The following is a 24,233-nucleotide window of genomic DNA, read 5'->3' on the forward strand; positions in this document are numbered from 1 at the left end:
CTGGAATCTAGAGCCCGTTCCATCGGAACGGGTTCTAGGCCTACTTCGGGAACGGCTTGCTCAAGAACTTCGAGCCCTTGACGCCATAGCGCCAGGGCAGCTCGACGGCCTTGGTGATGCCGATCCGGATGCCGGCCACCACCTCGACCTCCTCTGTCCGCGCATGCAGCGCGATCGGCGGCCGGTCCAACGGCAGGGCGTTGTGCGCGATGGTGATGCCCAGCGCCTCGGTCAGCTTGCCGGGGCCCGAGCACAGCGCGTGCACCTCCTGGAGATGGCGGCGGCGGCGCATCGCCGCCAGGCCATGCGTCGGCTCCAGTGCGCGGATCAGCACGGCGCTGGCGGAGCCTTCCTCCTCGCAGACGAAGTTCACGCACCAGTGAATGCCGTAGGAGCGGTAGACATAGGCAAAGCCGGGCGGGCCAAACATGATTTGGTTCCGCGGCGTCGGACCATTGTAGGAGTGCGCCGCCGGCTCGGTATGATGATAGGCCTCGACCTCGACGATGAGGCCGCCGACGCCATTGACCAGCATGGTGGCCCCGATCAGGTCGGGCGCGACCTCGTGGACGCTGCGGCCGAAAAACGCACGCTTCAGGGCTTTGCCGAGCCGCGGTGGTGAGGCTTTCGAGGTTGGAGCCATTCGAGGTGAGAATCGCCTGAGAACAGAGCAGGATATTGCCCATATCTGCCATGTTCCCTGAAGCGGCGCGAGCCGGGTTGCGGCAGGCAGCCAGACCGACTAGGTAGGACCTGAACAGACCGGACAGCCCATGGTCGTTATTGTCGACACCATCTCGAACCCGTTGCGCCCCCGCCACCCTGAAAAGGTGAATCGCCCTGATTCCGCTTCGCCGCCGAAGCCGGACTGGATTCGCGTGCGCGCCCCCAATACCCGCGGCTATGCCGACACCCGCAACATTGTGCGCGCCAACGGCCTGCATACCGTGTGCGAGGAGGCGGGCTGCCCGAACATCGGCGAGTGCTGGGACAAGAAGCACGCGACCTTCATGATCATGGGGGACACCTGCACCCGGGCCTGCGCGTTCTGCAACGTCAAGACCGGCATGCCCAATGCGCTGGATGCGGCCGAGCCGCAGAACGTCGCCGAAGCCGTCGCCAAGCTGGGGCTGGCCCACGTCGTCATCACCTCCGTCGACCGCGACGATCTGGCCGATGGCGGCGCCGAGCATTTTGCAGAGACCATCCGTGCGATCCGGGCCGCGTGCCCGTCGACCACGATCGAGATCCTGACGCCGGACTTCCTGCGCAAGGACGGCGCGCTGGAGGTCGTCGTCGCGGCGAGGCCCGACGTCTTCAACCACAATCTCGAGACCGTGCCGTCGCGTTACCTCACGGTGCGGCCCGGCGCGCGCTACTTCCACTCGATCCGGCTGTTGCAGCGGGTCAAGGAGCTCGATCCCACCATCTTCACCAAGTCCGGCATCATGGTCGGCCTCGGCGAGGAGCGCCACGAGGTGCAGCAGGTGATGGACGATCTGCGCTCCGCCGACGTCGACTTCCTGACCATCGGGCAATATCTCCAGCCGACCCGGAAGCACCACGCCGTGATGCGCTATGTGCCGCCCGACGAGTTTTCGTCCTACGAGAAGGTCGCCTACACCAAGGGTTTCCTGATGGTGTCGGCGAGCCCGCTCACCCGTTCGTCGCATCATGCCGGCGAGGACTTTGCGAGACTGAAGGCCGCACGGGCCGCGACTGCCCGCTGAACCGCCATGCCCAAATTTTCAAGCAAGCGCCGTGTCCACCACAGCGCGTCCGAGATGTTTGATCTGGTCGCCGACGTCGAGCGCTACCCGGAGTTCGTGCCGCTGTGCAGCGCGCTCAAGATCCGCCAGCGGATGGCCAAACCCGACGGCACCGAGGTGCTGGTCGCCGACATGACGGTGTCGTTCAAGCTGGTCAAGGAGTCCTTCACCAGCCGCGTGACTCTCGACCGCGCCAATCTGAATATCCGGGTCGAATATCTGCAAGGCCCGTTCAGCAACCTCGAGAACCGCTGGACGTTCGAGCCCAAGGGTGAGGGCGTCTGCGACGTCGGATTCTTCCTGGCCTACGAGTTCAAGAGCCGCATGCTGGCGATGCTGATGGGCTCGATGTTCGATGCTGCGTTCGCGCGCTTCTCCATCGCATTCGAGAAGCGGGCCGACGCGATCTACGGCCGGCCGAAGCTGGCGTCTTCGTAATTTTACGACCGAGGCACACTCTCTCCGCCGTCATTGCGAGGAGCGCAGCGACGAAGCAATCCAGAGTCTTTCCGCGGAGGGATTCTGGATTGCTTCGCTGCGCTCGCAATGACAGCGGGGCTCAATCCACCGCCTTCACCACATCCGGCGGCTGCGAGGCGTAATAGGCCGCGGCCGCCTCGATCTCCTGCGGCGTCATCGCGCGGGCGATGTTGCGCATCTGCTGGCTGATGTCGTTGCGCCGCTCGCCGGACGCGAAGGCCTGGAGTTGCGCCTTCATGTAGGCTTCGGACTGGCCTTCGAGCCATGGACTGCCGGTCTTGTTGTCGAGGCTGCCATGGCAGGCGCCGCAGGGCGCGATGCCGCGGATCGGCGCGCCGTAGATGACGATGTTGGGCTTCGGCAGCTGCGGCGTCGGGTGATAGGCTGCCGGCCGCGGCAGATAGGCGTAATAGTTGGAGAGATCGGCGATCTCCTGGTCCGTCAGGTTGACGGCGAACGGCGACATCACGGCATTGGTGCGCGCGCCCGAGTGGAAATCGTGCAACTGCTTGTAGATCACGGCGGCATATTGGCCGGCGAGATTGGGCGAATCCGCGCGGCTGATGCCGGTCGGGCCGTGGCAGATCGCGCAGCGCTGCGCCAGCGTTGCGCCCCGGCCGATCGCTTCCTGGCTCGGACGTGCCAGTGTACGCGAGGTCAGCACGACCTCCGACAATTGCTTGCTCTGCTCGGGCGCCCTGACGTTCGCCGCGCGCTGCGGGACACCGGCGGCGCTGCAGATCGCATCCCAGACATTGGCGAACTGAACCCAGGGCTGCGCGAAGGGCAGCACGATGAAGCCGGTGATCGCCGTCACGATCAGGATCGCGGCGGTGATGCCGACGCCAATCCTGAAATGGCTGTTGCGGAAGGTGAAGAGGTCGCGCGCGCTCATCACTGCGCTCCCACATAGACGGCCGGCACCGACGTGCCCTCGGTCAGCGCCAGCGTCACGATCGGGTAGCCGTAATTGGTGAGGGTGAGGACGATCATCAGCGCCACCCACAGCGCGTGCGTGTTGAGCGCGACCGGCACGGTCGCGGGCTGATGCACGGCCAGCGCAAAGCGGTAGGGGCCGGCGGCAACCCGGGGCGCACGCATGCCACGTGCCAGGATGACGATGAACATGATGCCAGACGCCAGCAGGATGAAGCCGCCGATCGCCGAGAAGGTAACGGAGAGCGCCTGAGGCGCGATCGCGGGATCGCCGAAGTCGAAATAGGCCATGCGGCGCGGCATGCCCAGGATGCCGACCCAGTGCCACGGGAAGGTCGTGATGATCATGCCGATGAACCACAACCAGAGCTGGGTGCGGATCAGGCGGATATCGATGAGCTCGCGCCCGGTCAGATGCGGCCACAGATCATAGGCGATCGCAAAGTACATGATCACGATGGCGCCGCCGAAGATCAGGTGGAAATGGCCGGTGATCCACTGCGTGTTATGGATCGACGCGTCGAGCTGGTAGCTCATGTTGATGAGGCCGCCGGCGCCGCCGAAACCGAGCATGACGAACGAGAACGCCAGCGCCAGCATCATCGGATTGTCCCAGGGCAGCGCCCTGATCCAGCCGAACATACCGCGGCCGCCGCGCAGGCGGGCGGCGATCTCGACGGACGCGCAGATCGTGAACACGGTCAGCAGCGTCGGCAACGCGACCAGTGCCGTGAAGGCCGAATGGATGAACTTGAAGCCGGCGCCGACTTGCGGATCGGCGAAGGTGTGGTGCATGCCGATCGGCATCGCCACCACCAGGAACAGAATGAAGGAGATCCGCGCCATGCTGTCGGAATAGACCCGGCCACCGATCGCGCGCGGCACGATGGTGTAATAGGCGATGTACGTCGGCATCAGCCAGAAATAGACGATGGCGTGCAGCGTCCAGGAGAAGAACACGCGGGCAAGACCCGCGTCGATGGTGGCCTTCAGGCCGGCCGCGACGGGAATGATCTGGAGCAGCAGTTCGAGCGCGGCGCCAACCGCGGTCCAGGCCCACAGATAGGAGCCCGCGACATTGGCGAACATCGCCAGCGGCACCGGTGCGCCGGGATGGGCCTTGCGCCAGACGCGCAGATTGATCGCCATCAGCGCGACCCAGATCCAGGAGCCGACCACGACCAGCACGACGCCGAGGTAGTAGAAAACGTTGCCGATCAGCGGCGGATAGAAGGTGTAGAGCACCGAAGCGCGGCCGAGCGCGACCGGGACCACTGCCATGATCGCGCCCGCCACGATCAGCCAGAAGCCGGTCCAGGCCCAACGCACGCCGACGAGGCGCTGCTCCAGCGCCGACTCGCTGATCGCATAGCCAAAGCCCATCGCGACGAGCGTGGGAAAGACGTAGCCCATCACCGTGCCGTGCGCGGTCAGCGAGCGGTAATAGAGCTCGGGATTGGACAACCAGGTGCCGATCGGGCTGCGGATGAACATCTGCCAGGCGCCGAGCGTCAGCGCAAAGCCGAACACCGCAAAGGCCAGCCAGAAATGGGCGAGGATGAGCTTCCTATTGACCAACACAGCTCAGCCTCCCGCCACCCTTCGCACGATTGGCGAAGTCGGCCTTGTCGATCACCTTGACCTTGCCCCACATGCCCTCATGGCCGAAGGAGCAGAACTCCTGGCAGGGCATCAGATAGTCGCCGGTCTTCGTAAAGCGCATCAATTGCTCGGAGATGTAGCCCGGCACCAGCATGGTATTGATGTTGGTGCCCTGGATCAGGATGCCGTGGACGACGTCGGCGCTGGTGGCGCGCATCGTGATCGGCGTATCCACGGGCACCACGATGCAGGCCGGCGTGAAGGAATATTGCTGGCCGATCGCGCGCACGGTCACATTGCCATTGGCCTCCAGCACGCTGCCGAGATTGCTCTCGACGAATTCGCCGGACAGATGAATGCGCGAGGGATCGGTGGTCTCGACGCGCGGCTGCGGCATGGTGGCGCGATGGATGCCGGCGAAGGCTGCCAGAAGCGCCATGCCGACGACGATTATCACGGCAATGGTCGCCCAGCGCCGCTCGACGCGGGCCGCGACCTCGGCGCTGCCATGGGTGTGGGTGTCCCCTGCGCTCATTGCAGCGATCCGCGCGGCAGGAAGACGAAGAGATAGAAGGCAAACCACATCGCGACCACGCAGGCCGTGGCGATGCCGGCCAGCACGATCGCGCCGGACGGTCCTTGCGAGACGACTTCCTCGACGGCCTGGTCGGCGGCGGCTGGGCTGGTCGGCGGATCGGAATTGAACATGACGCCTCTCAGTTCAGCGGTGCGGAGCGCAGGTCGTTGGCCTCGCGCGCCGACACCGGCGTGCCGCGATTGCCCCAGGCGGTGCGGATGTAGGAGACGACGGCGGCGACCTCGTTGTCGGAGAGGAGGCCTGCGAAAGGCGGCATGCCGTACGGCATCGGATTGCCCTTGGTGCCCGGCGGATAGCCGCCATTGAGCACCATGCGGATCGGATTGACCGCCGACTGCATCTCGATCGACTGGTTGTTGGCGAGCGGCGGCCAGTGCGGCGGCTTGCCTTCGCCCTGCGCCCCATGACAGCTCGCGCAATTCTTGTCGTAGACGGTCTTGCCGAGGCTGATCAGCAGGCTGCTCTCGGTGGTCGGCAGCGCCGAGCTCGGCGCCGGCGGAGGCGAGGGCTCCGCGATGCCCTTGAGGTACACCGCCATGGCGCGCGTGTCCTCGTCGTTGAGGTATTGCAGGCTGTTGTGCACGACCTCGGCCATCGGGCCGTAGACCACGCCGCGCATGGAGACGCCGGTCTGGAGCAGGTCGGTGATGTCCTTGATGCTCCAGTCGCCGAGACCCGCCTCGCGGTTGGAGGTGAGGGACGGCGCGTACCAGTTCTGCATCGGGATCAGGCCGCCCTTGAAGGCGTCCGATTGCGAGGTGCCGCCGAGCGCGTTGATCGGCGAATGGCACATGCCGCAATGACCGAGCCCCTCGACCAGATAGGCGCCGCGATTCCATTCCGCCGACTTGGTGGGGTCGGGCTTGAACTCACCCTCGCGGAAGAACAGCGTACGCCAGCCGAGGATGAGCTGGCGGTTGTCATAGGGAAACCGCAGCTCGTGCGGCTTGTTCTTCTGGTTCACCGGCTGAATCGAGCGCAGATAGGCGAAGATCGCGTCGCTGTCGGCGCGCGTGACCTTGGTGTAGGACGCGAACGGCATCGCCGGATAGATCAGCCCGCCATCCGGGAAACGGCCGTTGTGCATGGTTCTGTAGAAATCGTCCGCGCTCCACTTGCCGATGCCGGTCTCCGGATCGGGCGTGATGTTGGAGGTGTAGATCGTTCCGAACGGGGTCGGCATCGGGCGCCCGCCGGCAAACAGCCGGCCCTCAGCCGCAGTATGGCAGGCCGTGCAATCGCCGGCGCGGGCGAGATATTCACCCCGCGCAATGACGTCGCCGGCCTTGTCCTGCGCTTGCGCGGCCGTGATGAGCGCGGCAAGGGCCAGGAGCTTGATCGATAGCTGCGTGATCGACAGTCTTGAGCCCATCATGCGCCTCGTCAGTTGGGCTGGCTGCCGCAGCCGAACGGCAGCGCGTAGGTGCCTTTCGGGACGGGGGCCGGGTTGGTGGGCGCCGGCCGCGTCGCGAGCCAGGCCGCGACGGCGGTAACATCTGCTTCTGTCAGATGGCCGGCGACGAGCTGCATGCAGTCCGGCGATTTTGCCGTTCGCGTGCCGTAGCGCCAGGCGCCGAGCTGCGCACTGACGTAAGCGGCGCGCAAGCCCAGCAGACCGGGGATGCCGGGCTGCATGCCCGTGAGGCCCGGGCCGTGACAGCTCACGCACGCCGGTATGTTACGACCGGCATCGCCGCTGGTAGCGAGCAGCTCGCCCTGCGCCAGCACTTCCTTGCTGACTTCGCTCGGCGCGGGCTGCGGCAGCGGCGGATGCTCGCTGGCGAAATATTCGGCCATCGCCTCCAGATACGGATCAGGCAGAAACTCCAACAGATAGTTCATCGGCGGGTATTTGCGCCGGCCGCTGCGGAAGGCGAGGAGCTGGTTGTAGAGATAGCCGGCCGGCTTGCCGGCAAGCCGCGGGAAATAGACGTCGCTGGTGCCTTCGCCCTTGTTGCCGTGACAGGGCGTGCACGCCTCCACCCGCGCCGCCATCGTATCCGGCGGCTGGTTGGCCGTTTGTGCGGCAGTACCATCAATGGCGGCCAAGGTAGCAATGGCGATTGCCAGTGCAGTGTCGCGAGCGAACACGCCGTCGCCCTCCAGAAAGCAGGACCGGGTTGATTCCTGGCCACAGCGTAGAGCCGCATTATTGCGCCAATACAGTCGCGCGCAAGATCGGACATGGCGATGACGCTTGGTCGCGGTTGCACATTTGCGATCCTGATCGAATTCGACAAGAATTGCGTGCTTTTTGAAAACTGGACATGACGTCGCGATCTCGCGGCGTATTCCGCCCGAGCTTTGCTTCACAAGCGGGAAGCGCGGCACTGTGGAATCCGTTCGCGCGCGCGGATGTTCTGCCGCTTGGGCCGGGCAGACGACCGATCATCAGAGTGCATCTTCCCGTCGGGCGACAAGTGCAGTTTGTGCCAAAACGCAGCGCGCTGACGCAACACCCCTTGCCGCAAACGGCGCACCACGAGGTCTGCCCCTCGCGAAGGGTTCGACTACAATCCGAGTCGGGCGCGGGCGCTTTATCGCGGGATCGGGGAGATGGGACGCTGGAAGCAGGCATGGAGCGAAGAAGACCTTGGCAGGCTGAAGGTACTGGCAGGCACCAAGCCGATTGCGCTGATAGCGAAAGAGCTCGGCCGGACCCGCGGCACGGTGCTGGCGAAGGCGATTGAGCAGAAGCTCCCTGTCATTTGTCGGACGAAGCGCCAGGAACAATAATTGGATGTCGCGGAACCCATTCGGCTTCCTTGCGCCGAGCGCACATGCCGGGAACGCGCGCTTGGCCGCGCTCAATTGACAGCATGGGACAGGCCGGCAGCTGGCTGACCAGATCCTGAAGGAGTTGCGTGAAGATCCTCGCGTCGACGAGCGGGCCGCGCCATCGGTCAATGCGTCGAGGTGGTCGCCGCCGATCCCGCAGCGCCCGTCGTGGAATTGGCCGATGCGGTCAAGCAGCGCGTGCTCGGCCACGCGGGCGCGCTGCTGGCGGCGGCATGGCGTGTCTCTAGCCGCGCGGTGACCGCGGCGTTCTGCGCTTCACCGCATGCCGGCGCGGCGAGCGGGTCACGCGAGGCCGCAGGCGGGTTGCCGCGGCCGCGCGCCGGGGCTTGGGCTGGGCCTTCGGGCCGCGGGCGAGATCCATCAGCATGCGCAATGCCTCGACCACCGAGCGCTGGCGCACGGCGGTCCGACCGATCGCGCCAAAGCGATGCTCGCGATGGACGATGCGGCCGTCGCGCGCGGCGACAGCAAAGTGCACGAGACCGACCGGCTTGCCGGGCGTGGCGCCGCCGGGGCCGGCGATACCGGTGATGGCAACGGCGAGATCGACGTCGGCGCGCTCCAGCGCGCCGACCGCCATCGCGGTTGCGGTCTCCTTGCTGACGGCGCCGAAATTCGTGAGCGTGCTCGCCTCGACGCCCAACATCGCGCGCTTGGCATCATTGGAATAAGTGACGAAGCCGCGGTCGATCACGTCGGAGGAGCCGGGAATGTCGGTCAGCGCGCCGGCAACCAGACCGCCGGTGCAGGACTCGGCGGTGGCGATCGTCAGCTTGCGCATCCGGCACAGATCGAGCAGCGAGCGGGAGAGGGCGCGTGCGTCGCTGCCGCCCATGACCTAGACGCCCCAGGGAAGACGGATGGTGGCGCTCGCGGTAGCCGCGATGCCTTCCTCGCGGCCGGTGAAGCCGAGCCGCTCGCTGGTGGTCGCCTTCACCGCGACGCGGGAGATGTCGACCCCGGAGATCTCGGCGATGCGGGCGCGCATGGTGTCGCGCAAGGGGCCGATCTTCGGCCGCTCGCAGATCATCGTCACCTCGAGATTGGCGACGCGGCCGCCACGCTGCGCAACGCGCTCGATGGCGTATTTCAGGAACTGGTCGGAGGAAGCCCCCTTCCATTTCGCTTCGCTCGGCGGAAAGTGCGAGCCGATATCGCCGTCGGCGAGTGCGCCGAGGATGGCATCGACCAGCGCATGCAGGCCGACATCGCCGTCGGAATGGGCGAGGAAGCCTTTGGTGTGCGGCACCCTTACGCCACAGATCATCACGTGGTCGCCTTCGCCGAAGGCGTGCACGTCATAGCCGGTGCCGGTCCTGATGTCGCCGAGCAGGCTGGCCAGGCGCGCTTCCTCGCGCACGAAATCCTCGGGAGTGGTGAGCTTCATATTGGCAACATCGCCTTCAAAGGTTGCGACCGTCAATCCCGCCCATTCGGCAATCGCGGCATCGTCGGTGAAATCGCTGCGCCCGTCCTTCGCCGCGCGACGATGCGCCTCGAGGATGACGTCGAAACGAAAGGATTGCGGCGTCTGCGCGATTCGCAAGGCTGCGCGGTCCGGCGTGTCCTCGACATTGCCGCTCTCGCCGGTGACCTTGATGGTGTCGGTGACGGCAACGACGGGGAGCGCAGCGCCGGTGCGGCTGGCCGCCTCGATTGCGCGCGAGATCACGCCCGCCGAGACGAAGGGGCGCGCGGCGTCGTGGATGAGCACGATATCGGGCTTATGCCTGGCGAGTGCTTCGAGCCCTGCGAGCACGGAGGCCTGCCGCGTCGCGCCGCCATTGGTCGGCGGCTCGTGGCTGAGACCTGCGACCGCTGCCGTGAACATGGCGCTGTCGTCGGGGTTCACCACCGGCTGCACGGCAAACACGTCGGGGTGCCGGCTGAAGGCTTCCATGGCGCGATAGATCACGGGGACGCCGCCGATCTCGCGATATTGCTTGGGACCACCGGCGCCAGCCCGCAGGCCGCGTCCGGCCGCGACGAGGACGACTGCGGTGCGCTGTGATTTCGCCATAGGACTCAAATACTCAGTTGGTGATGAAGAGAGTCGGGGAGTGGGGTGATTGCCGCATGCCTCTAGCACGGCAGGCCCGCAAAAAAAGGGGGTTTCCCCGGATTGTGGGAAACAGCATTTTGCTGCACTGCACTTGAAAGATTGCAGAATTGTCTAAACTGTAGGCATGACGCTTGACTGCACAAGAATTGTGCGCAAGATAGGTCATGGCAGGCGCGATGAGGCCCTGCCTACGCAACGAGACCCCTGTGACCGGCTCGGCAGTATCAGGCTCTACGCCGTTGAAAATTGGCGATATCGAGGTCGCCACCCCGGTCTTCCTGGCGCCGATGTCGGGGGTCACCGACTCGCCCGTCCGCCGGCTTGCCGCCGAGCTCGGGGCGGGTCTGGTCGTGTCCGAAATGACCGCCAGCGATGAGCTCGCGAATGGCCACAAGATGTCTCGGTTGCGCTGCGAAGCGACCGGGATCGGGCCTCACGTGGTCCAGCTCGCCGGCTGCGAGGCGCATTGGATGGCCGAGGGGGCCCGGATCGCGGAAGCCGGAGGCGCCGACATCATCGACATCAACATGGGCTGTCCGGCCCGGCATGTCACCGGCGGCCAGTCCGGCTCCGCCCTGATGCGCGATCTCGACCATGCCGTCAGCCTGATCGATGCGACGATCGCGGCGGTGAAGGTGCCGGTGACCCTGAAGATGCGACTCGGCTGGGACGATCACACCCGCAACGCGCCGGAATTGGCGCGGCGTGCGGAAGCCGCCGGCATCAAGCTCGTCACCGTGCACGGCCGCACCCGCTGCCAGTTCTACAAGGGCGAGGCCGATTGGGATGCGATCCACGCGGTGCGCGAAGCGATCTCCATTCCGCTCGTCGTCAACGGCGACATCACCACTTACGAGAAAGCGCTCGCGGCGTTGGAGGCCTCCGGCGCCGATGCCGTGATGATCGGCCGCGGCGCGCAGGGGCAGCCCTGGTTGCCCGGCGAGATCGGCCGCCGCCTGAAGGGCGGGGCGGTTGAAGCCGCGCCGTCGCTCGATACGCAGCTGCATTACGTCCGCACCCTCTATGAGGGCGTCTGCGCGCTCTACGGCCTGCGCATCGGCCTCCGGCACGCGCGAAAACATCTCGGCTGGGCGCTCGACGTCGCGGCCGATTTGAGCCGTGCGCCGGCCGAGAAGCTGAAAGCCTGGCGCCAGAAGATCCTCACCTCCGAGGATCCGCGCCTCGTCCACCAGTCGCTGCAAGATGCCTTCGACGATTTCGCATGGAGCGCTGCTGCATGAGCTCAGTTGCTGACCATCGCCGGCCGCTTCCGTCCGAGAGCGACGCGATCCTGGATGCGCTGCCCAATCCCGTGCTCATGATCGGGCCGGACGGCAAGATCGTCGCCGCCAACATCGCGACCGAAGCGTTCTTCGACATCTCGACGCAGTTCCTGAAACGGCAGTCGCTGAAAGAGCTAGTGCCGTTCGGCAGCCCCTTGCTGGCGCTGATCGACCAGGTTCGTTCGTCCAACTCGCCGGTCAACGAATACAAGGTCGATCTGGGCACGCCGCGCATGGGCGGCGACCGCCAGGTCGATCTGCATGTCGCCCCGCTGACGGAGCGGCCCGGCCATATCGTGGTGATGCTCCAGGAGCGCTCCATCGCCGACAAGATGGACCGCCAGCTCACCCATCGGAGCGCCGCGCGCTCGGTGATCGCGCTGGCTGCCATGCTGGCGCATGAGATCAAGAATCCGCTCTCCGGCATCCGCGGCGCGGCGCAGCTGCTGGAGCAGCAGGCCTCGTCCGAGGACCGCATGCTGACGCGGCTGATCTGCGACGAGGCCGATCGCATCGTGACGCTGGTCGACCGCATGGAGGTGTTCGGCGACGAGCGCCCCGTGGTGCGCGGTCCCGTCAACATCCATTCCGTGCTCGATCACGTGAAGCGACTGGCGCAATCGGGTTTTGCCCGCAACATCCGCTTCATCGAGGATTATGATCCTTCGCTGCCGCCGGTCCTGGCGAACCAGGATCAACTCGTCCAGGTGTTCCTCAACCTCGTGAAGAACGCCGCCGAAGCGCTGATCGACGTCCCCGACGCCGAGATCCAGCTCACCACCGCGTTCCGTCCCGGCGTGCGCCTGTCAGTCCCCGGTCAAAAATCCCGTGTATCGCTGCCGCTCGAGTTCTGCGTGAAGGACAACGGACCAGGCGTGCCGGACGATCTTCTGCCCAACCTGTTCGATCCCTTCGTGACCACCAAGCAGACCGGCTCGGGTCTTGGCCTGGCGCTGGTCGCAAAGATCATCGGAGATCACGGGGGCATCATCGAATGCGAGTCTCAGCCGCGCAAGACCACCTTCCGCGTGCTGATGCCGATGTATTCCACATCGGTCAAACATGCCGATCAAAGCAGCCGCGACGGCTCTGCCGGGAAGTCGTCGTCTGCGTCACAGGGGGCGAAATGAGGATTAACGATGCCCGCAGGTAGCATTCTCGTTGCTGATGACGATACCGCCATCCGCACGGTTCTCAATCAGGCGCTATCCCGCGCCGGCTATGAAGTCCGGCTCACCGGCAATGCCGCAACGCTGTGGCGCTGGGTCAGCCAGGGGGAGGGCGATCTCGTCATCACCGACGTGGTGATGCCGGACGAGAACGCCTTCGACCTGCTGCCGCGGATCAAGAAGATGCGGCCGAATCTGCCCGTCATCGTCATGAGCGCGCAGAACACGTTCATGACCGCGATCCGCGCCTCCGAGCGCGGGGCGTACGAATATCTGCCAAAGCCCTTCGACCTGAAGGAGCTGATCGCCATCGTCGGCCGTGCGCTGGCCGAGCCGAAGGAACGGGTCTCGACGCCGGACGAGGACGCCGAGATGGAGGCGATCCCGCTGGTCGGCCGCTCGCCGGCGATGCAGGAAATCTACCGCGTGCTGGCGCGTCTGATGCAGACCGACCTCACCGTGATGATCACGGGCGAGTCCGGCACCGGCAAGGAGCTGGTGGCGCGCGCGCTGCACGATTACGGCAAGCGCCGCAACGGCCCGTTCGTCGCGGTCAACATGGCCGCGATCCCGCGTGACCTCATCGAGTCCGAACTGTTCGGCCACGAGCGCGGCGCCTTCACCGGCGCCAACACCCGCGCCTCGGGCCGGTTCGAGCAGGCCGAGGGCGGCACGCTGTTCCTGGACGAGATCGGCGACATGCCGATGGAGGCGCAGACCCGCCTGCTGCGCGTGCTCCAGCAGGGCGAATACACCACCGTCGGCGGCCGCACCCCGATCAAGACCGACGTGCGGATCGTCGCGGCGTCCAACAAGGACCTGCGCGTCCTGATCCAGCAGGGCCTATTCCGCGAAGATCTGTTCTTCCGCCTCAACGTCGTGCCGCTGCGGCTGCCCCCCTTGCGCGAGCGCATCGAAGACCTGCCGGACCTCGTGCGGCACTTCTTCACGCTGGCCGAGAAGGACGGCCTGCCGCCGAAGAAGCTCGATGCGCTGGCGCTGGAGCGGATGAAGCAGCACCGCTGGCCCGGCAACGTGCGCGAGCTCGAGAATCTCGCACGGCGCCTCGCGGCGCTCTATCCGCAGGACGTGATCACCGGCTCCGTCATCGACGGCGAGCTCGCGCCGCCCACGGTCAGCCCGGGGGCCGCGGTCCAGCAGGGCGTCGACAATCTCGGCGGCGCGGTCGAGGCCTATCTGTCCTCGCACTTCCAGGGCTTCCCGAACGGCGTGCCGCCGCCGGGCCTCTATCACCGCATCCTCAAGGAGATCGAGGTGCCACTGCTCACGGCCGCGCTCGCCGCCACCCGCGGCAACCAGATCCGCGCCGCCGATTTGCTCGGTCTCAACCGCAACACGCTGCGGAAGAAGATCCGGGACCTCGATATCCAGGTGTACCGGAGCGGGGGTTAGTCTTCCCGAACGGACGGTGGCTCAGCTCCCCCTACCAAAGCGGAGCTGAGCCTGTCCGGATCGCGCTGGCCGTTGTGGCTAACGCGGTGAGCAAAAGTCCGAATCAGGCCGAAACGTTCCGCTGGAACGTATGAATTGTTATTCAACCGCCGAGCGCTGCGTCGCGCTCATCTGATCAGCCGCGCCGAGACCGGCTGGGCGCTGGCGACGTTCGCCAGCGGCTGCTGCACCCCGAGACCATTGACCAGGAGGTCGGCGGCTACGATCACCAGCAGCACGGCCGACACCATCATCGCGAGAAAGAACCTGTCCATGGCGGTCAAGCCGCGGGGGCGGGAATCCGTTCCCGCAAGCGAGGTTTGCCAGAACAGCGGCCTGTGGATGCGCCGGTCCGTCGCGGCGAGGGCGCCGCGGAATTGTCGCAATTCGGCAACTTTTATGGATTTATAGCAATTTCAACGATTTACCACAGGTCCCTTTTACCAGTTTTCGTCATTCGTTCGCATGTTTAACAGCCCGTTCAGTGCAAACGCTCACGGAGGCTGTTTGGATTACTTCACCCGCTTGATCGTCGCGCGTCGCTCCGCAACGAACAGAGCTGGTCCTCAATTTAGCGCGTGACAAGGATGCAACCGTGCGACGATTGCCAAGATCGCGAAGCGCGAGGGCACGGTGGTAGCGTCATAACCTCGGCCAAGAAACATCGTCGCAGGAACACTCGGTTGGTCTCCCCAGGCAAGGGGAGCCTTTCCCCACCCGGACCACGAGTTCCCGGCCCCGGCTTGAATGAATCTGATCCCGCTCCCTCGCACTGCTTTCGAGAAGTTGTGCGAGGCGGAGTCATCGGCGACAGAATGTCGGCCTGACCTCTAGTGTGGGTCCAGATCAATTGTTGAGGAAGATCCTACACGCGGCGATCAGGCGCTGTAGTCAAATCTTGGGGCCGGCGTGATGTCAGTTTTGAAGGCCATTGATACAAAGTTCGATGGGTTCAATGCCGATACAAAACGGGCGCTGGCGGGCGCGATGGAGAAGCTCAGCTCCAACAAAAGCCTTAAGCTGCCTACCAACCCAAGTGACAGTGATGCTCCATTGAATTTTGACGACTATGCGGCACGGTGGAAAAGTGCATCTTCTGAACGTGTGGTGAGACATGTGCGCGACACTGCTGAGTGCCGAACTAAATTGCAGCAGTTGGGCAAATCGACGTTTCGAGGCGCTATAGTCACTTTCACCGAAACAACAGGTCCCGGTAAGCTGCTCGAATTTTTCGCGAGATTGGTCGGCCTTCTGCTTCTCCTGCTGAACGTCAATTGCGCCTTTGTAGTCCGACCAGATATCCGCTGGAGCGCGCTCGATGCGCGCGCGAATCCACTGCCATTTTTTGAACTGCTGTGCCCCGTCAATTAGGCGGAACGGCACAGGGAACAGCCGGATCAGCGATCCGTCTGGGCGCATTCCTGCGACGCAAGACGTCTCGACATGCTTCCCGCTGGGGGAAGGGTACGTCTTGCAAAGTATCAATATGTCCGATTCAAACGAAGCCATCAGCGACTCTCAACCTGACGCTATCCCAGGTTGCGACGCACTCGAAAGCCCGTGTTAGTACGAGCCCCCAGCTTTTCGCTCCGGCGCGGGCAAGCCCGCGTTCCGCGCGCGCCGGATGCCAATCTCGGCCGGCATAACCGGCCCATCACGCTCGACGACCAGCATCAGCGCCTCGGTGGCGGCCCGCCATTCTGGTCGGTTCTGCACCTTCTTCGGCAGGGTCGAGATGTATTCCCCGCATCCCGTAGGGTCGCCAGCTCTCGTCCGTCTGGCAGGTTGGTCGGGATGTCGAACGGCCGCCGCTAGCTTCCCCGACATCAGCGCTCCCCGGGCCATACCCTAATAGGCGGGTTTGTTGTGCTGATCTTGGTCGGGCGCAACGCGATCAGGACGCTTCGCTTGTACTGGTAGCGCCGGACATCGGAGCAGGCCTTGCATGTAGCGCTCCAGCTCATGGATTGGTGTGGTCTCGGGGCGGCGCACGATGTCGAGCACGACCGTCTGATTGGTGTCGCACCCGAGACAACGCACCTCGAGATAGGAATAACCGGCGTTGATCGCGTCCCCGATGGTCGGCGACGGCTGCGCCGGTCCCTTGTAACCGAGCATCCGGTCGTTCCACGCCTCGCAGGCCAATCGGTCCGCGACCTTGCGCGCTTCCTTGGCGCGCTCGGCCGACATCCGGATTTGGATGCCGAACAGATATTCGCGCGACTTGGTGCTCATACCCACAATCATTGCCGCGCCATTTTTCGGCAGGCAAATTCTCAAGGGCTGGGGGCGCGGAACGAGATTGTGCCACGCAGTTCGTAGGTGTGGACAACCCAGAATCAAAGAGGCCGCCAACTGAGGCGGCCTCTTCGCTACTTCTGCGAAAGGTCCTTTTCAGTGACCTTTACGCCGGGAGCGCCTTGATTGGACTTCTGGCCTCCTGACTTATCGACTTCCGTCGATTTAACTCCCGGGGAGCCAGAGCGGCCTCCCGAGCGTCCAGTTTTGTCAATCGTCGTGGATTTGACGCCAGGACCGGGCACTAAGGTATCTCCTAAATTGAATGAACCAACGAGTAAACGCTAAGATAGGTGGCGAAGTTCCCTTTGCAAATTGGGACACTGCAAAATTCAACTTAGGACGGTATGGGGCAAAGATGGACAGCAGCGGCCTGACGGAACGGTGGTGGCTGATGCCGATGCTGTTGTGGATAAGACCATCTAGTCCTCGTTTCCGTCACTATAGCAGGTGACGAGGACCGACGAGTAGAGCAGGGCGGCTACCGCCGCACCAAACAGAGAAGCCAACCAGTACGACTGTAGCGAAGGCCATCGAATCCAACTCCCCGCGTTTTGGTAAATCGTGGCCAAAAGAAGAAGTTGAATTTGGTAAGCTGCTGAGATCACGTGGCTATTTGATACTGTAGTGTCTCGGCAACAATGTGGTACGAATACATCAGTATCCGCCCGCCGCGGACCCCGTTTTCAGCACCATTGCCGGAATGACCAGCGCAGATACCTCGGCCGCACACTTCGACACGGCCCCAGCGGAAGAGCCCCGGCGTTGGTCGGTGCGACGCTGGCTGGCACCCCTTGCCGTGGCGATGGCGTTGCTGTCGGCCCTCCTGACCTTCCTGGTCCTGACCGGTCTCACGAGGATCGAGCCGACGCCGGAGGTGGTCCGCTCCTTCTATCTGATCAATGCGGCCACGATCCTGCTGCTGGTCGGCATCATCGTCCGCGAGCTCTGGCAGTTGATCCTGGCGCGGCGGCGGGGCCGGGCGGCGGCGCGCCTCCATGTCCAGATCGTCAGCCTGTTCTCGATCGTGGCGGTGCTGCCGGCGGTGCTGGTCGCCGTCGTCGCCAACGTCACCATCGAGCGCGGCCTCGACCGGCTGTTCTCCGGCCCGACCAAAGAGGTGATCCAGAATTCGCTGACGATCGCGCGCGCCTACATGCAGGACCACGCACAGCTGATCCGCGGCGACATTCTCGGCATGGCCAATGACATCGCCCACGCCCGGCCGCTCTACGACCAGGACCGCCGCTCGTTCCGCGAGCTGCTGACCGCCAGCGCCGGCTCCCGCAACCTGCCGGGCGCGATGATCATCGACAAGAACACCAACATCCTGGAATCGGCCGACACCGGCATGCGGCTCGCTTATTCGCCGCCGGCGCCGGACTTCCTCAGCAACGTCAACGAATCCGAGCCCGAGATCGCGGTGCTGCCGGATGCGAGCTTCGTCGCCGCGGTGATCCGCCTGCGCGCCTTCAGCGACACCTTCCTCTATGTCGCGCGGCCGCTCGATCCGAATGTCGTCAACCAGCTCAAGCAGACCGAGGTCAGCGTCGCCGAATACGCCCAGATCGAGTCGCGCCGGCTCGGCATCCAGGTCGCCTTCGCGCTGATGTTCGCGGTGATCGCGCTGACCATCCTGATGGCCTCGGTGCTGATCGGCCTCAACTTCGCCAACTCGCTGGTGGCCCCGATCCGGCGGCTGATGAACGCGGCCCACACGGTCTCGACCGGCGACCTCCATGTGAAGGTGCCCGTGCATCAGTCGGAAGGCGACCTCGCCCAGCTGGGTGAGACCTTCAACAAGATGACGCAGGAATTGCGCAGCCAGCGCGACGAGCTCGTCAACGCCAGTGATCTCATCGACAGCCGCCGCCGCTTCATCGAGGCCGTGCTGTCCTCGGCGAGCGCCGGCATCATCGGCGTCGACAATTCAGGCAGCGTCGGCATCCTCAACCGCTCCGCCGAGAAGCTGATCGGGCACTCCGAAGCCGAGACGCTCGGCCATCCGCTCTCCGACGTGCTGCCCGAGCTCGAGGAGATGATGAAGACGGCGCGGGAAGGGACCCAGCGCCTGGTGCAGGGCCAGATCACGATCACGCGCGACGGCACCGAGCGCAACCTGTCGGTCCGCGTCAGCGCCGAGAAGACCAGCCAGCCGCACGACAGCTACATCATCACGCTCGACGACATCACCGAGCTGGTCTCGGCGCAGCGCACCTCGGCCTGGGGCGACGTCGCGCGCCGCATCGCGCATGAGATCAAGAATCCGCTGACGCCGATCCAGCTCTCGGCCGAGCGCATCCGCCGCAAGTTCGGCAAGGACATCACCGAGACCAAGGACAAGCAGATCTTCGAGCAGTGCACCGATACCATCGTGCGCCAGGTCGACGATATCCGCCGCATGGTCGACGAGTTCTCGCGTTTCGCACGGATGCCGAAGCCGGTGATGGAGGGCGAGGACGTCGCCGACACCGTGCGGCAGGCGGTGTTCCTGATGAAGGTCGCCCATCCCGAGATCGATATCGAGGCCGAATTCAAGGAAGATCCGCTGCGCGCGCAGTTCGACCGGCGGCTGATCTCGCAGGCAGTCACCAACATCGTCAAGAACGCCACCGAGGCGGTCGAGCAGGTGCCGCCGGAGGAGCTCGGCAAGGATTACGGCAAGGGCCGCATCGACGTCGTGGTCTCGCGCGAGGGCGAGGACGTGCTGATCGACGTCATCGACAACGGCATCGGCCTGCCCAAGGTCGCGCGCTCGCGCCTCCTCGAGCCTTATGTGACGACGCGGGCCAAGGGCACCGGCCTTGGCCTGGCGATCGTCGGCCGCGTGCTCGAAGACCATGGCGGGCGTATCGAGCTGAAGGACGCTTCCGATTTCCGCGAGGGCCAGCGCGGCGCGTGGATGCGGATGCGTTTTGCGATCTCCGGTGCCCCCGCGAAGAGCGACGGGACCGTGCAGGCATCGTCGGCCGCAAACGCGGTCACGGACATCGCCAAGCCGCCCGAAACAAAACCGCCGGCCGCCGAAACCAAAGAGCCGGCTGAAATGACCAATGATTCAACGAAGATCGAAGCCTCAACAGGCATCTGACAAGACAGGCGCGAACCATGGCAAGTGAAATTCTGATTGTCGATGATGAGGCCGATATTCGCGATCTCGTCGCGGGCATTCTCGAAGACGAGGGCTTCGTGACCCGGACCGCTCGCGACAGCGATACGGCGCTCGCCGAGATCGCCAATCGCAGGCCGCACCTGGTGTTTCTCGACATCTGGCTCCAGGGCTCCAAGCTCGACGGCTTGCAGCTGCTGGAGCAGGTCAAGAAGGACAATGCCGATCTGCCGGTCGTGATGATCTCCGGCCACGGCAACATCGAGACCGCGGTCGCCGCGATCAAGCGCGGCGCCTACGACTTCATCGAGAAGCCGTTCAAGGCCGACCGGCTGATCCTGGTCGCGAACAGAGCGCTCGAGAACTCGCGGCTCAAGCGCGAGGTCAAGGAGCTGAAGCAGCTCGCGCCGAGCGCAAGCTCGCTCGTCGGCCGCTCGCCGAGCATGAACCAGCTGCGCCAGACCATCGATCGCGCGGCCAAGGCCAACAGCCGCATCCTGATCGTCGGCCCGGCCGGCGCCGGCAAGGAGCTGACCGCGCGCACGCTGCATACGGCCTCGGGCCGCGCCGATGGTCCGTTCGTCGTGATCAATGCCGCCGCGATCACGCCGGAGCGCATGGAGCACGAGATGTTCGGCGTCGAACAGTCCAATGGCGAGCAGGCGCGCAAGCCCGGTGCGCTCGAGGAAGCCCATGGCGGCACGCTGTTCATCGACGAGATCGCGGACATGCCGCGCGAGACCCAGAACAAGATTTTGCGCGTGCTGGTCGAGCAGTCGTTCCAGCGCGTCGGCGGCACCGGCAAGGTGCAGGTCGACGTCCGCATCATCTCCTCCACCGCGCGAAATCTCGAAGAGGAGATCGCGGCCGGCCATTTCCGCGAAGACCTCTATCATCGGCTCTCGGTGGTGCCGATCCGCGTGCCCGCGCTCTCGGAGCGGCGCGAGGACATTCCGGAATTGATCGACTATTTCATGGAGCAGATCTCGGCCGGTAGCGGCCTGCCCAAGCGGCAGATCGGGCAGGACGCGATGGCGGTGCTGCAATCGCATGTGTGGCCCGGCAACGTACGCCAGCTTCGCAACAACGTTGAGAGAGTCATGATTCTGGCCGCGGGCGGACCGGAGGTGATTATCACCGCCGACATGCTGCCGCAGGACGTCGGCTCGATGGTGCCGGCGATGCCGACCAGCAACAATGGCGAGCACATCATGGGGCTGCCGCTGCGCGAAGCGCGCGAAGTGTTCGAGCGCGACTATTTGATTGCACAGATCAGCCGTTTTTCAGGAAATATTTCTCGCACGGCTGAGTTTGTTGGCATGGAACGTTCGGCGTTGCACCGGAAGCTGAAGGCGCTCGGTGTCGGCTGACACCGCGACGTCGCGGCCGCACCGCAGGGATTAGCGAGGAAAATCATCGATTTCCGTAGTTTTTCGGGGCATTTGGGCGTGGCCTGCCGCGTGAAGCGGCTTGCCTAATAACCCGTCCTGTCCTCTAATCGAACCGCTGTTCCTCCGAGGGGGATCTCATGAGGAATAGCAACCGGAAGAGGCCCCGAATGTCACAAAGAGGGCCGCAACCGGCGCAATAAAAAGAAACTCAAAGCGAGAAAAAAACAATGGCGGCAGACCGCGCACAAAACCTACAGGACACCTTCCTCAATCACGTTCGCAAAACCAAGACGCCACTGACGATCTTTCTGGTCAACGGAGTGAAGCTCCAGGGCATCGTGACCTGGTTCGACAATTTCTGTTTGCTGCTTCGGCGCGACGGTCACTCGCAGCTTGTCTACAAGCATGCGATCTCGACCATCATGCCGGGCGCTCCGATCCAGTTGTTCGAAGGCGGCGAGGATCAGCCGGCTTGAGAGTGATCTGATTGGAACCCCGGAATTTCGACGGGGAGGCCGACCGTCCGCGGTCGGCAGGGGCGAAGCAGACGGGGCGGGTGCTTGTCATCGGCCCCTACTTGCGTGCGCGCGCGGGCGGTGCCGACGCGCAATCGGAAAGCCATGTTCAGCGTGACGCGGAGGCCCGGCTCGATGAGGCCGCCGGCCTCGCGCGCGCGATCGACCTCGTCATTGCCGACGCCATCATCGCGCCGATCAGCCAGATCCGCCCCGCGACCTATATCGGCAAGGGCAAGGTCGAGGAGATCGCCGCGCTGGCCAAGAGCCTCGATGTCGAGCTCGTCGTGATGGATTGCGCGCTGGCGCCGATCCAGCAGCGCAATCTCGAGAAAGAGTTGCACGCCAAGGTGCTCGACCGCACCGGCCTCATCCTGGAGATCTTCGGCCGCCGCGCCAAGACCAAGGAAGGCTCGCTCCAGGTCGAGCTTGCGCATCTCAACTACCAGCGCTCGCGCCTCGTCCGCTCATGGACCCATCTGGAACGCCAGCGTGGCGGCTTCGGATTCATGGGCGGTCCCGGCGAGACGCAGATCGAGGCCGATCGCCGCCTGATCCAGGAGCGCATATCGAAACTCGAGGGCGAGCTGAAGAAGGTGCAGGCGACGCGGCGGCTGCATCGCGCCGGCCGTCAGCGCGTGCCGTATCGCGTCGTCGCGCTGGTCGGCTACACCAATGCCGGCAAGTCGACGCTGTTCAACCGCCTGACCCGCGCCGACGTTCAGGCCGCCGACATGCTGTTCGCAACACTCGATCCGACCCTGCGCGCGCTCACTTTGCCGCATGGCGGCAAGGCGATGCTGTCCGACACCGTCGGCTTCATCTCCAACCTGCCGACCCAGCTCGTCGCCGCCTTCCGCGCCACGCTGGAAGAGGTGCTGGAAGCCGACGTCATCCTGCATGTGCGCGACATCTCGCACGAGGATGCCGAGGCCCAGCAGAGCGACGTCGACGCGGTGCTGCGCCAGCTCGGCATCAACCCCGACGATTCCGGCCGCATCATCGAGGTCTGGAACAAGATCGACCGTTACGAGCCTGACAAGCGCGAAGAGCTTTTGAACATCGCCGCGCGCCGGCCGGAGGATCACCCGGCGATGCTGGTGTCGGCGGTGTCAGGCGAGGGGATCGACGCGCTGCTCGCCGCCATCGAGGAACGGCTCGCCGCAAAGCGCACCACGCTCGATCTCTCCATCGACGCCGCCGACGGTGCCGGCATCAGCTGGCTGCACAGGAATTCCGAGGTGCTGGCGAAAGAGCTGCACGACGGCCGCTTCGACATGACCGTACGGGTCGACGAGACCAAGCGGGATATCGTGGTGAACCGGTTCGATGCCGTGCCCCGCGTGGCGTGATCCGAAGGGCGCGGTGCGCCCGACAGGCTTGCGTGCAATATCGGCCATATCCGCGTTTCTGGGTTGAGACGCGTAACGCTAGAATGGAATGGTCAGGCCCGGATTCTTCGCTTGCGCCTTGGTATAGGCGACGCCGTGGATCTTGATCCCGCGCTCGTCCAGCAGCGAAATGATTCCGCCCTGGTTCGATAATTCCATCGGCTTCTGCACGACGACGGCGAGCGTGCCGCCGGCCGCGATCTTCCCTGACAGGACCATCTTGTTCTTCTGCTTGTCGGCCAGCATCCAGCCGGTGAGATCGATGTCGCGATCGGCCGTATTGAGCAGCGTGACGACTTCCCGCTCAGGCGTCTTCAAGGCATTGACGAGTGCTGCGATGATGCGCACGAGTCCGTCCGGCATTTGCCCGGTCGGAGGAGCGGTCGGATCTGGCGGCTGTGTCGGCGCGCCGAGATCGATGGGGTCACCGGTCTTGTCGTCGGTGTGCCAGGCCTGCGTCTGGAATTTGAGGAAGACCGCCGTCCATAGCTTCTGATCCGGGAATTCGAACACCAGCCCGCCGTCTTGCCATGGCCCGTTGTCGCCCGAGAACCGTCCGATTGGGTTGCCCTGATTCATATGGATGTCGTGGATGCCGCGGCCCGGCCGGAAGCCGAAATAATTGTCCGCTTTGGTTTCCAGCCCCCATGTCTCACCGAATGCGTAGATCATCGCGCTTTCGTTGGAGAGCGCGCGCTGGACGAACTGGTCGAGCTTCTCGTTGAGGTCATTGTCCGGTCCGGGCACGGACAGCGGCAGCGGGATCATCTCCTGGGGCTGCATCAGATTGCCGCGAATGAAGTCCAGCGCGATGCTGGCCGGCTTCGGCGGCTGCGGGTGCAGGCCCTCCGGCAACGCCGCGAGATGGTCGGTGATCGGATGGACAAAGTGCGATCGCACCAGGAACGCGACTTCGCTTCCGTCGGCTGACTGCACATTGACGGCGATGCGGAAATCCGCGTTGTCGGCCACGACATGGACTTGATAGTGCGGCGACTGGCCGGTGCCGAAACGCATCGCGATCGGGCGTCCCTTGAGGACCGAATAGTGCTTTAGTGGCATCGCACTCACCTGAGGTGGGATTTCGGCTGCGCGGGCTCCGTTGCTCAACTTTAGACTGCTTGTCGTGACGGTTTCATGGCTTGACTACGATCCGCCATGACCGCCTCGCTGCATTCGGGAAAAGATGCTGACCTATATCTCCTTCGCGACCGCTTCGATCCTTGCGGGCACGCCTATGGAGCAGGCCGCAAGCTAGCCCGTCCTATTCGTGAGAGTGCGGCTTTTGGGCCCGATTGATGCGGCCGCACATCTTGTCTGACGAGGCGCACAGGATTGCCTTCGGCTTTTCGCCGCCTGACGACCGGTACTTTGCAACG

At 64.4% G+C, this 24,233-nt stretch carries 22 protein-coding genes and 1 pseudogene; 11 read left to right on the forward strand and 12 right to left on the reverse strand.

Annotated features, from left to right (window positions below):
- Nucleotides 1-40 precede the first annotated feature (40 nt).
- On the reverse strand, nucleotides 41-643 hold the full coding sequence (locus J4G43_RS26320) for a DNA-3-methyladenine glycosylase (protein ID WP_028147574.1): 603 nt from the start codon (nucleotides 641-643) through the stop codon (nucleotides 41-43).
- Between the two features lie 130 nt (nucleotides 644-773).
- On the opposite strand from J4G43_RS26320, the gene lipA reads away from it, so the two are divergent.
- Complete coding sequence (gene lipA, locus J4G43_RS26325) at nucleotides 774-1,730, forward strand: lipoyl synthase (RefSeq protein WP_208086768.1); 957 nt, start codon at nucleotides 774-776, stop codon at nucleotides 1,728-1,730.
- A gap of 6 nt (nucleotides 1,731-1,736) precedes the next feature.
- Nucleotides 1,737-2,207: a type II toxin-antitoxin system RatA family toxin gene (locus J4G43_RS26330; RefSeq protein WP_071914058.1), complete on the forward strand. Its 471-nt coding sequence runs from the start codon at nucleotides 1,737-1,739 to the stop codon at nucleotides 2,205-2,207.
- A 121-nt stretch (nucleotides 2,208-2,328) separates the two neighbouring features.
- Here J4G43_RS26330 and J4G43_RS26335 read toward each other — a convergent pair whose 3' ends face one another.
- Genes J4G43_RS26335 through J4G43_RS26360 form a run of 6 tightly spaced genes read right to left on the reverse strand, consistent with a single transcriptional unit; the run spans nucleotide 2,329 to nucleotide 7,476 of the window.
- Nucleotides 2,329-3,144: a c-type cytochrome gene (locus tag J4G43_RS26335; RefSeq protein ID WP_208086769.1), complete on the reverse strand. Its 816-nt coding sequence runs from the start codon at nucleotides 3,142-3,144 to the stop codon at nucleotides 2,329-2,331.
- Nucleotides 3,144-4,766, reverse strand: a complete 1,623-nt coding sequence (locus J4G43_RS26340) for a b(o/a)3-type cytochrome-c oxidase subunit 1 (RefSeq protein ID WP_208086770.1) — start codon at nucleotides 4,764-4,766, stop codon at nucleotides 3,144-3,146. The genes J4G43_RS26335 and J4G43_RS26340 overlap by 1 nt, the downstream gene beginning before the upstream one ends.
- On the reverse strand, nucleotides 4,753-5,322 hold the full coding sequence (locus tag J4G43_RS26345; RefSeq protein ID WP_208086771.1) for a cupredoxin domain-containing protein: 570 nt from the start codon (nucleotides 5,320-5,322) through the stop codon (nucleotides 4,753-4,755). The genes J4G43_RS26340 and J4G43_RS26345 overlap by 14 nt, the downstream gene beginning before the upstream one ends.
- Nucleotides 5,319-5,495 carry a hypothetical protein gene (locus J4G43_RS26350; RefSeq protein WP_166341619.1) on the reverse strand — a complete coding sequence of 59 codons (177 nt, stop codon included), beginning with the start codon at nucleotides 5,493-5,495 and terminating at the stop codon, nucleotides 5,319-5,321. The genes J4G43_RS26345 and J4G43_RS26350 overlap by 4 nt, the downstream gene beginning before the upstream one ends.
- 8 nt (nucleotides 5,496-5,503) lie before the next feature.
- Entirely contained in the window at nucleotides 5,504-6,760 is a 1,257-nt protein-coding gene (locus J4G43_RS26355; RefSeq protein WP_408581365.1) for a cytochrome c, read from the reverse strand.
- A gap of 8 nt (nucleotides 6,761-6,768) precedes the next feature.
- Complete coding sequence (locus tag J4G43_RS26360; protein ID WP_063986378.1) at nucleotides 6,769-7,476, reverse strand: c-type cytochrome; 708 nt, start codon at nucleotides 7,474-7,476, stop codon at nucleotides 6,769-6,771.
- Between the two features lie 465 nt (nucleotides 7,477-7,941).
- Between J4G43_RS26360 and J4G43_RS26365 the strand changes: the two genes are divergently transcribed.
- The gene (locus J4G43_RS26365) at nucleotides 7,942-8,121 is read left to right on the forward strand and encodes a hypothetical protein (RefSeq protein ID WP_071914051.1); all 180 of its coding nucleotides are present in this window, start codon (nucleotides 7,942-7,944) and stop codon (nucleotides 8,119-8,121) included.
- Between the two features lie 286 nt (nucleotides 8,122-8,407).
- Here the strand turns inward: J4G43_RS26365 and J4G43_RS26370 are convergent, their stop codons facing one another.
- Both J4G43_RS26370 and J4G43_RS26375 read right to left on the reverse strand, forming a co-directional pair.
- Nucleotides 8,408-9,019: a CinA family protein gene (locus J4G43_RS26370; protein ID WP_208086773.1), complete on the reverse strand. Its 612-nt coding sequence runs from the start codon at nucleotides 9,017-9,019 to the stop codon at nucleotides 8,408-8,410.
- 3 nt (nucleotides 9,020-9,022) lie between these two features.
- Nucleotides 9,023-10,204, reverse strand: a complete 1,182-nt coding sequence (locus J4G43_RS26375) for a bifunctional 2-C-methyl-D-erythritol 4-phosphate cytidylyltransferase/2-C-methyl-D-erythritol 2,4-cyclodiphosphate synthase (protein WP_208086774.1) — start codon at nucleotides 10,202-10,204, stop codon at nucleotides 9,023-9,025.
- Between the two features lie 281 nt (nucleotides 10,205-10,485).
- Here J4G43_RS26375 and dusB point away from each other — a divergent pair, with 281 nt between their 5' ends.
- The 3 genes from dusB to ntrC are packed head-to-tail and all read left to right on the forward strand — an operon-like array spanning nucleotide 10,486 to nucleotide 14,111.
- Nucleotides 10,486-11,487, forward strand: a complete 1,002-nt coding sequence (gene dusB, locus J4G43_RS26380) for a tRNA dihydrouridine synthase DusB (RefSeq protein ID WP_208089417.1) — start codon at nucleotides 10,486-10,488, stop codon at nucleotides 11,485-11,487.
- The gene (locus J4G43_RS26385; RefSeq protein WP_028147561.1) at nucleotides 11,484-12,659 is read left to right on the forward strand and encodes a two-component system sensor histidine kinase NtrB; all 1,176 of its coding nucleotides are present in this window, start codon (nucleotides 11,484-11,486) and stop codon (nucleotides 12,657-12,659) included. The genes dusB and J4G43_RS26385 overlap by 4 nt, the downstream gene beginning before the upstream one ends.
- Before the next feature lie 9 nt (nucleotides 12,660-12,668).
- Entirely contained in the window at nucleotides 12,669-14,111 is a 1,443-nt protein-coding gene (gene ntrC, locus J4G43_RS26390) for a nitrogen regulation protein NR(I) (protein ID WP_028147560.1), read from the forward strand.
- A gap of 167 nt (nucleotides 14,112-14,278) precedes the next feature.
- Here the strand turns inward: ntrC and J4G43_RS26395 are convergent, their stop codons facing one another.
- The gene (locus J4G43_RS26395) at nucleotides 14,279-14,425 is read right to left on the reverse strand and encodes a hypothetical protein (protein WP_208089617.1); all 147 of its coding nucleotides are present in this window, start codon (nucleotides 14,423-14,425) and stop codon (nucleotides 14,279-14,281) included.
- Between the two features lie 637 nt (nucleotides 14,426-15,062).
- On the opposite strand from J4G43_RS26395, the gene J4G43_RS26400 reads away from it, so the two are divergent.
- Complete coding sequence (locus J4G43_RS26400) at nucleotides 15,063-15,521, forward strand: hypothetical protein (RefSeq protein ID WP_208086775.1); 459 nt, start codon at nucleotides 15,063-15,065, stop codon at nucleotides 15,519-15,521.
- A 455-nt stretch (nucleotides 15,522-15,976) separates the two neighbouring features.
- On the opposite strand, the pseudogene J4G43_RS26410 reads toward J4G43_RS26400, so the two are convergent.
- Nucleotides 15,977-16,385: pseudogene (locus tag J4G43_RS26410) on the reverse strand (hypothetical protein).
- Nucleotides 16,386-17,151: 766 nt separating this feature from the next.
- Between J4G43_RS26410 and J4G43_RS26415 the strand changes: the two are divergent.
- From J4G43_RS26415 to hflX, 4 genes are all read left to right on the forward strand, one after another.
- Entirely contained in the window at nucleotides 17,152-19,539 is a 2,388-nt protein-coding gene (locus J4G43_RS26415; protein WP_208086776.1) for a sensor histidine kinase, read from the forward strand.
- A gap of 17 nt (nucleotides 19,540-19,556) precedes the next feature.
- Nucleotides 19,557-20,927, forward strand: coding sequence for a nitrogen assimilation response regulator NtrX (gene ntrX / locus J4G43_RS26420; protein ID WP_071914044.1), 1,371 nt, complete (start codon nucleotides 19,557-19,559; stop codon nucleotides 20,925-20,927).
- Nucleotides 20,928-21,175: 248 nt separating this feature from the next.
- Nucleotides 21,176-21,424, forward strand: coding sequence for an RNA chaperone Hfq (gene hfq / locus J4G43_RS26425; protein WP_007591126.1), 249 nt, complete (start codon nucleotides 21,176-21,178; stop codon nucleotides 21,422-21,424).
- A gap of 11 nt (nucleotides 21,425-21,435) precedes the next feature.
- On the forward strand, nucleotides 21,436-22,815 hold the full coding sequence (gene hflX, locus J4G43_RS26430; protein WP_208086777.1) for a GTPase HflX: 1,380 nt from the start codon (nucleotides 21,436-21,438) through the stop codon (nucleotides 22,813-22,815).
- A gap of 78 nt (nucleotides 22,816-22,893) precedes the next feature.
- Here the strand turns inward: hflX and J4G43_RS26435 are convergent, their stop codons facing one another.
- Nucleotides 22,894-23,916 carry a DUF2278 family protein gene (locus J4G43_RS26435; RefSeq protein ID WP_208086778.1) on the reverse strand — a complete coding sequence of 341 codons (1,023 nt, stop codon included), beginning with the start codon at nucleotides 23,914-23,916 and terminating at the stop codon, nucleotides 22,894-22,896.
- Between the last annotated feature and the right edge of the window lie 317 nt (nucleotides 23,917-24,233).

It is taken from the genome of Bradyrhizobium barranii subsp. barranii (assembly GCF_017565645.3).
In the GTDB taxonomy this organism is placed as follows: Bacteria; Pseudomonadota; Alphaproteobacteria; order Rhizobiales; family Xanthobacteraceae; genus Bradyrhizobium; species Bradyrhizobium barranii.

Coding starts and splice junctions, on each gene's coding strand:
- J4G43_RS26335 (WP_208086769.1), bottom strand. CDS start 3,144: ATGAGCGCGCGCGACCTCTTCACCTTCCGCAACAGCCATTTCAGGATT.
- hfq (WP_007591126.1), top strand. CDS start 21,176: ATGGCGGCAGACCGCGCACAAAACCTACAGGACACCTTCCTCAATCAC.
- J4G43_RS26320 (WP_028147574.1), bottom strand. CDS start 643: ATGGCTCCAACCTCGAAAGCCTCACCACCGCGGCTCGGCAAAGCCCTG.
- ntrC (WP_028147560.1), top strand. CDS start 12,669: ATGCCCGCAGGTAGCATTCTCGTTGCTGATGACGATACCGCCATCCGC.
- J4G43_RS26385 (WP_028147561.1), top strand. CDS start 11,484: ATGAGCTCAGTTGCTGACCATCGCCGGCCGCTTCCGTCCGAGAGCGAC.
- ntrX (WP_071914044.1), top strand. CDS start 19,557: ATGGCAAGTGAAATTCTGATTGTCGATGATGAGGCCGATATTCGCGAT.
- J4G43_RS26435 (WP_208086778.1), bottom strand. CDS start 23,916: ATGCCACTAAAGCACTATTCGGTCCTCAAGGGACGCCCGATCGCGATG.
- J4G43_RS26415 (WP_208086776.1), top strand. CDS start 17,152: ATGACCAGCGCAGATACCTCGGCCGCACACTTCGACACGGCCCCAGCG.
- J4G43_RS26400 (WP_208086775.1), top strand. CDS start 15,063: ATGTCAGTTTTGAAGGCCATTGATACAAAGTTCGATGGGTTCAATGCC.
- J4G43_RS26375 (WP_208086774.1), bottom strand. CDS start 10,204: ATGGCGAAATCACAGCGCACCGCAGTCGTCCTCGTCGCGGCCGGACGC.
- J4G43_RS26345 (WP_208086771.1), bottom strand. CDS start 5,322: ATGAGCGCAGGGGACACCCACACCCATGGCAGCGCCGAGGTCGCGGCC.
- J4G43_RS26370 (WP_208086773.1), bottom strand. CDS start 9,019: ATGGGCGGCAGCGACGCACGCGCCCTCTCCCGCTCGCTGCTCGATCTG.
- J4G43_RS26350 (WP_166341619.1), bottom strand. CDS start 5,495: ATGTTCAATTCCGATCCGCCGACCAGCCCAGCCGCCGCCGACCAGGCC.
- J4G43_RS26395 (WP_208089617.1), bottom strand. CDS start 14,425: ATGGACAGGTTCTTTCTCGCGATGATGGTGTCGGCCGTGCTGCTGGTG.
- J4G43_RS26330 (WP_071914058.1), top strand. CDS start 1,737: ATGCCCAAATTTTCAAGCAAGCGCCGTGTCCACCACAGCGCGTCCGAG.
- J4G43_RS26365 (WP_071914051.1), top strand. CDS start 7,942: ATGGGACGCTGGAAGCAGGCATGGAGCGAAGAAGACCTTGGCAGGCTG.
- lipA (WP_208086768.1), top strand. CDS start 774: ATGGTCGTTATTGTCGACACCATCTCGAACCCGTTGCGCCCCCGCCAC.
- J4G43_RS26355 (WP_408581365.1), bottom strand. CDS start 6,760: ATGATGGGCTCAAGACTGTCGATCACGCAGCTATCGATCAAGCTCCTG.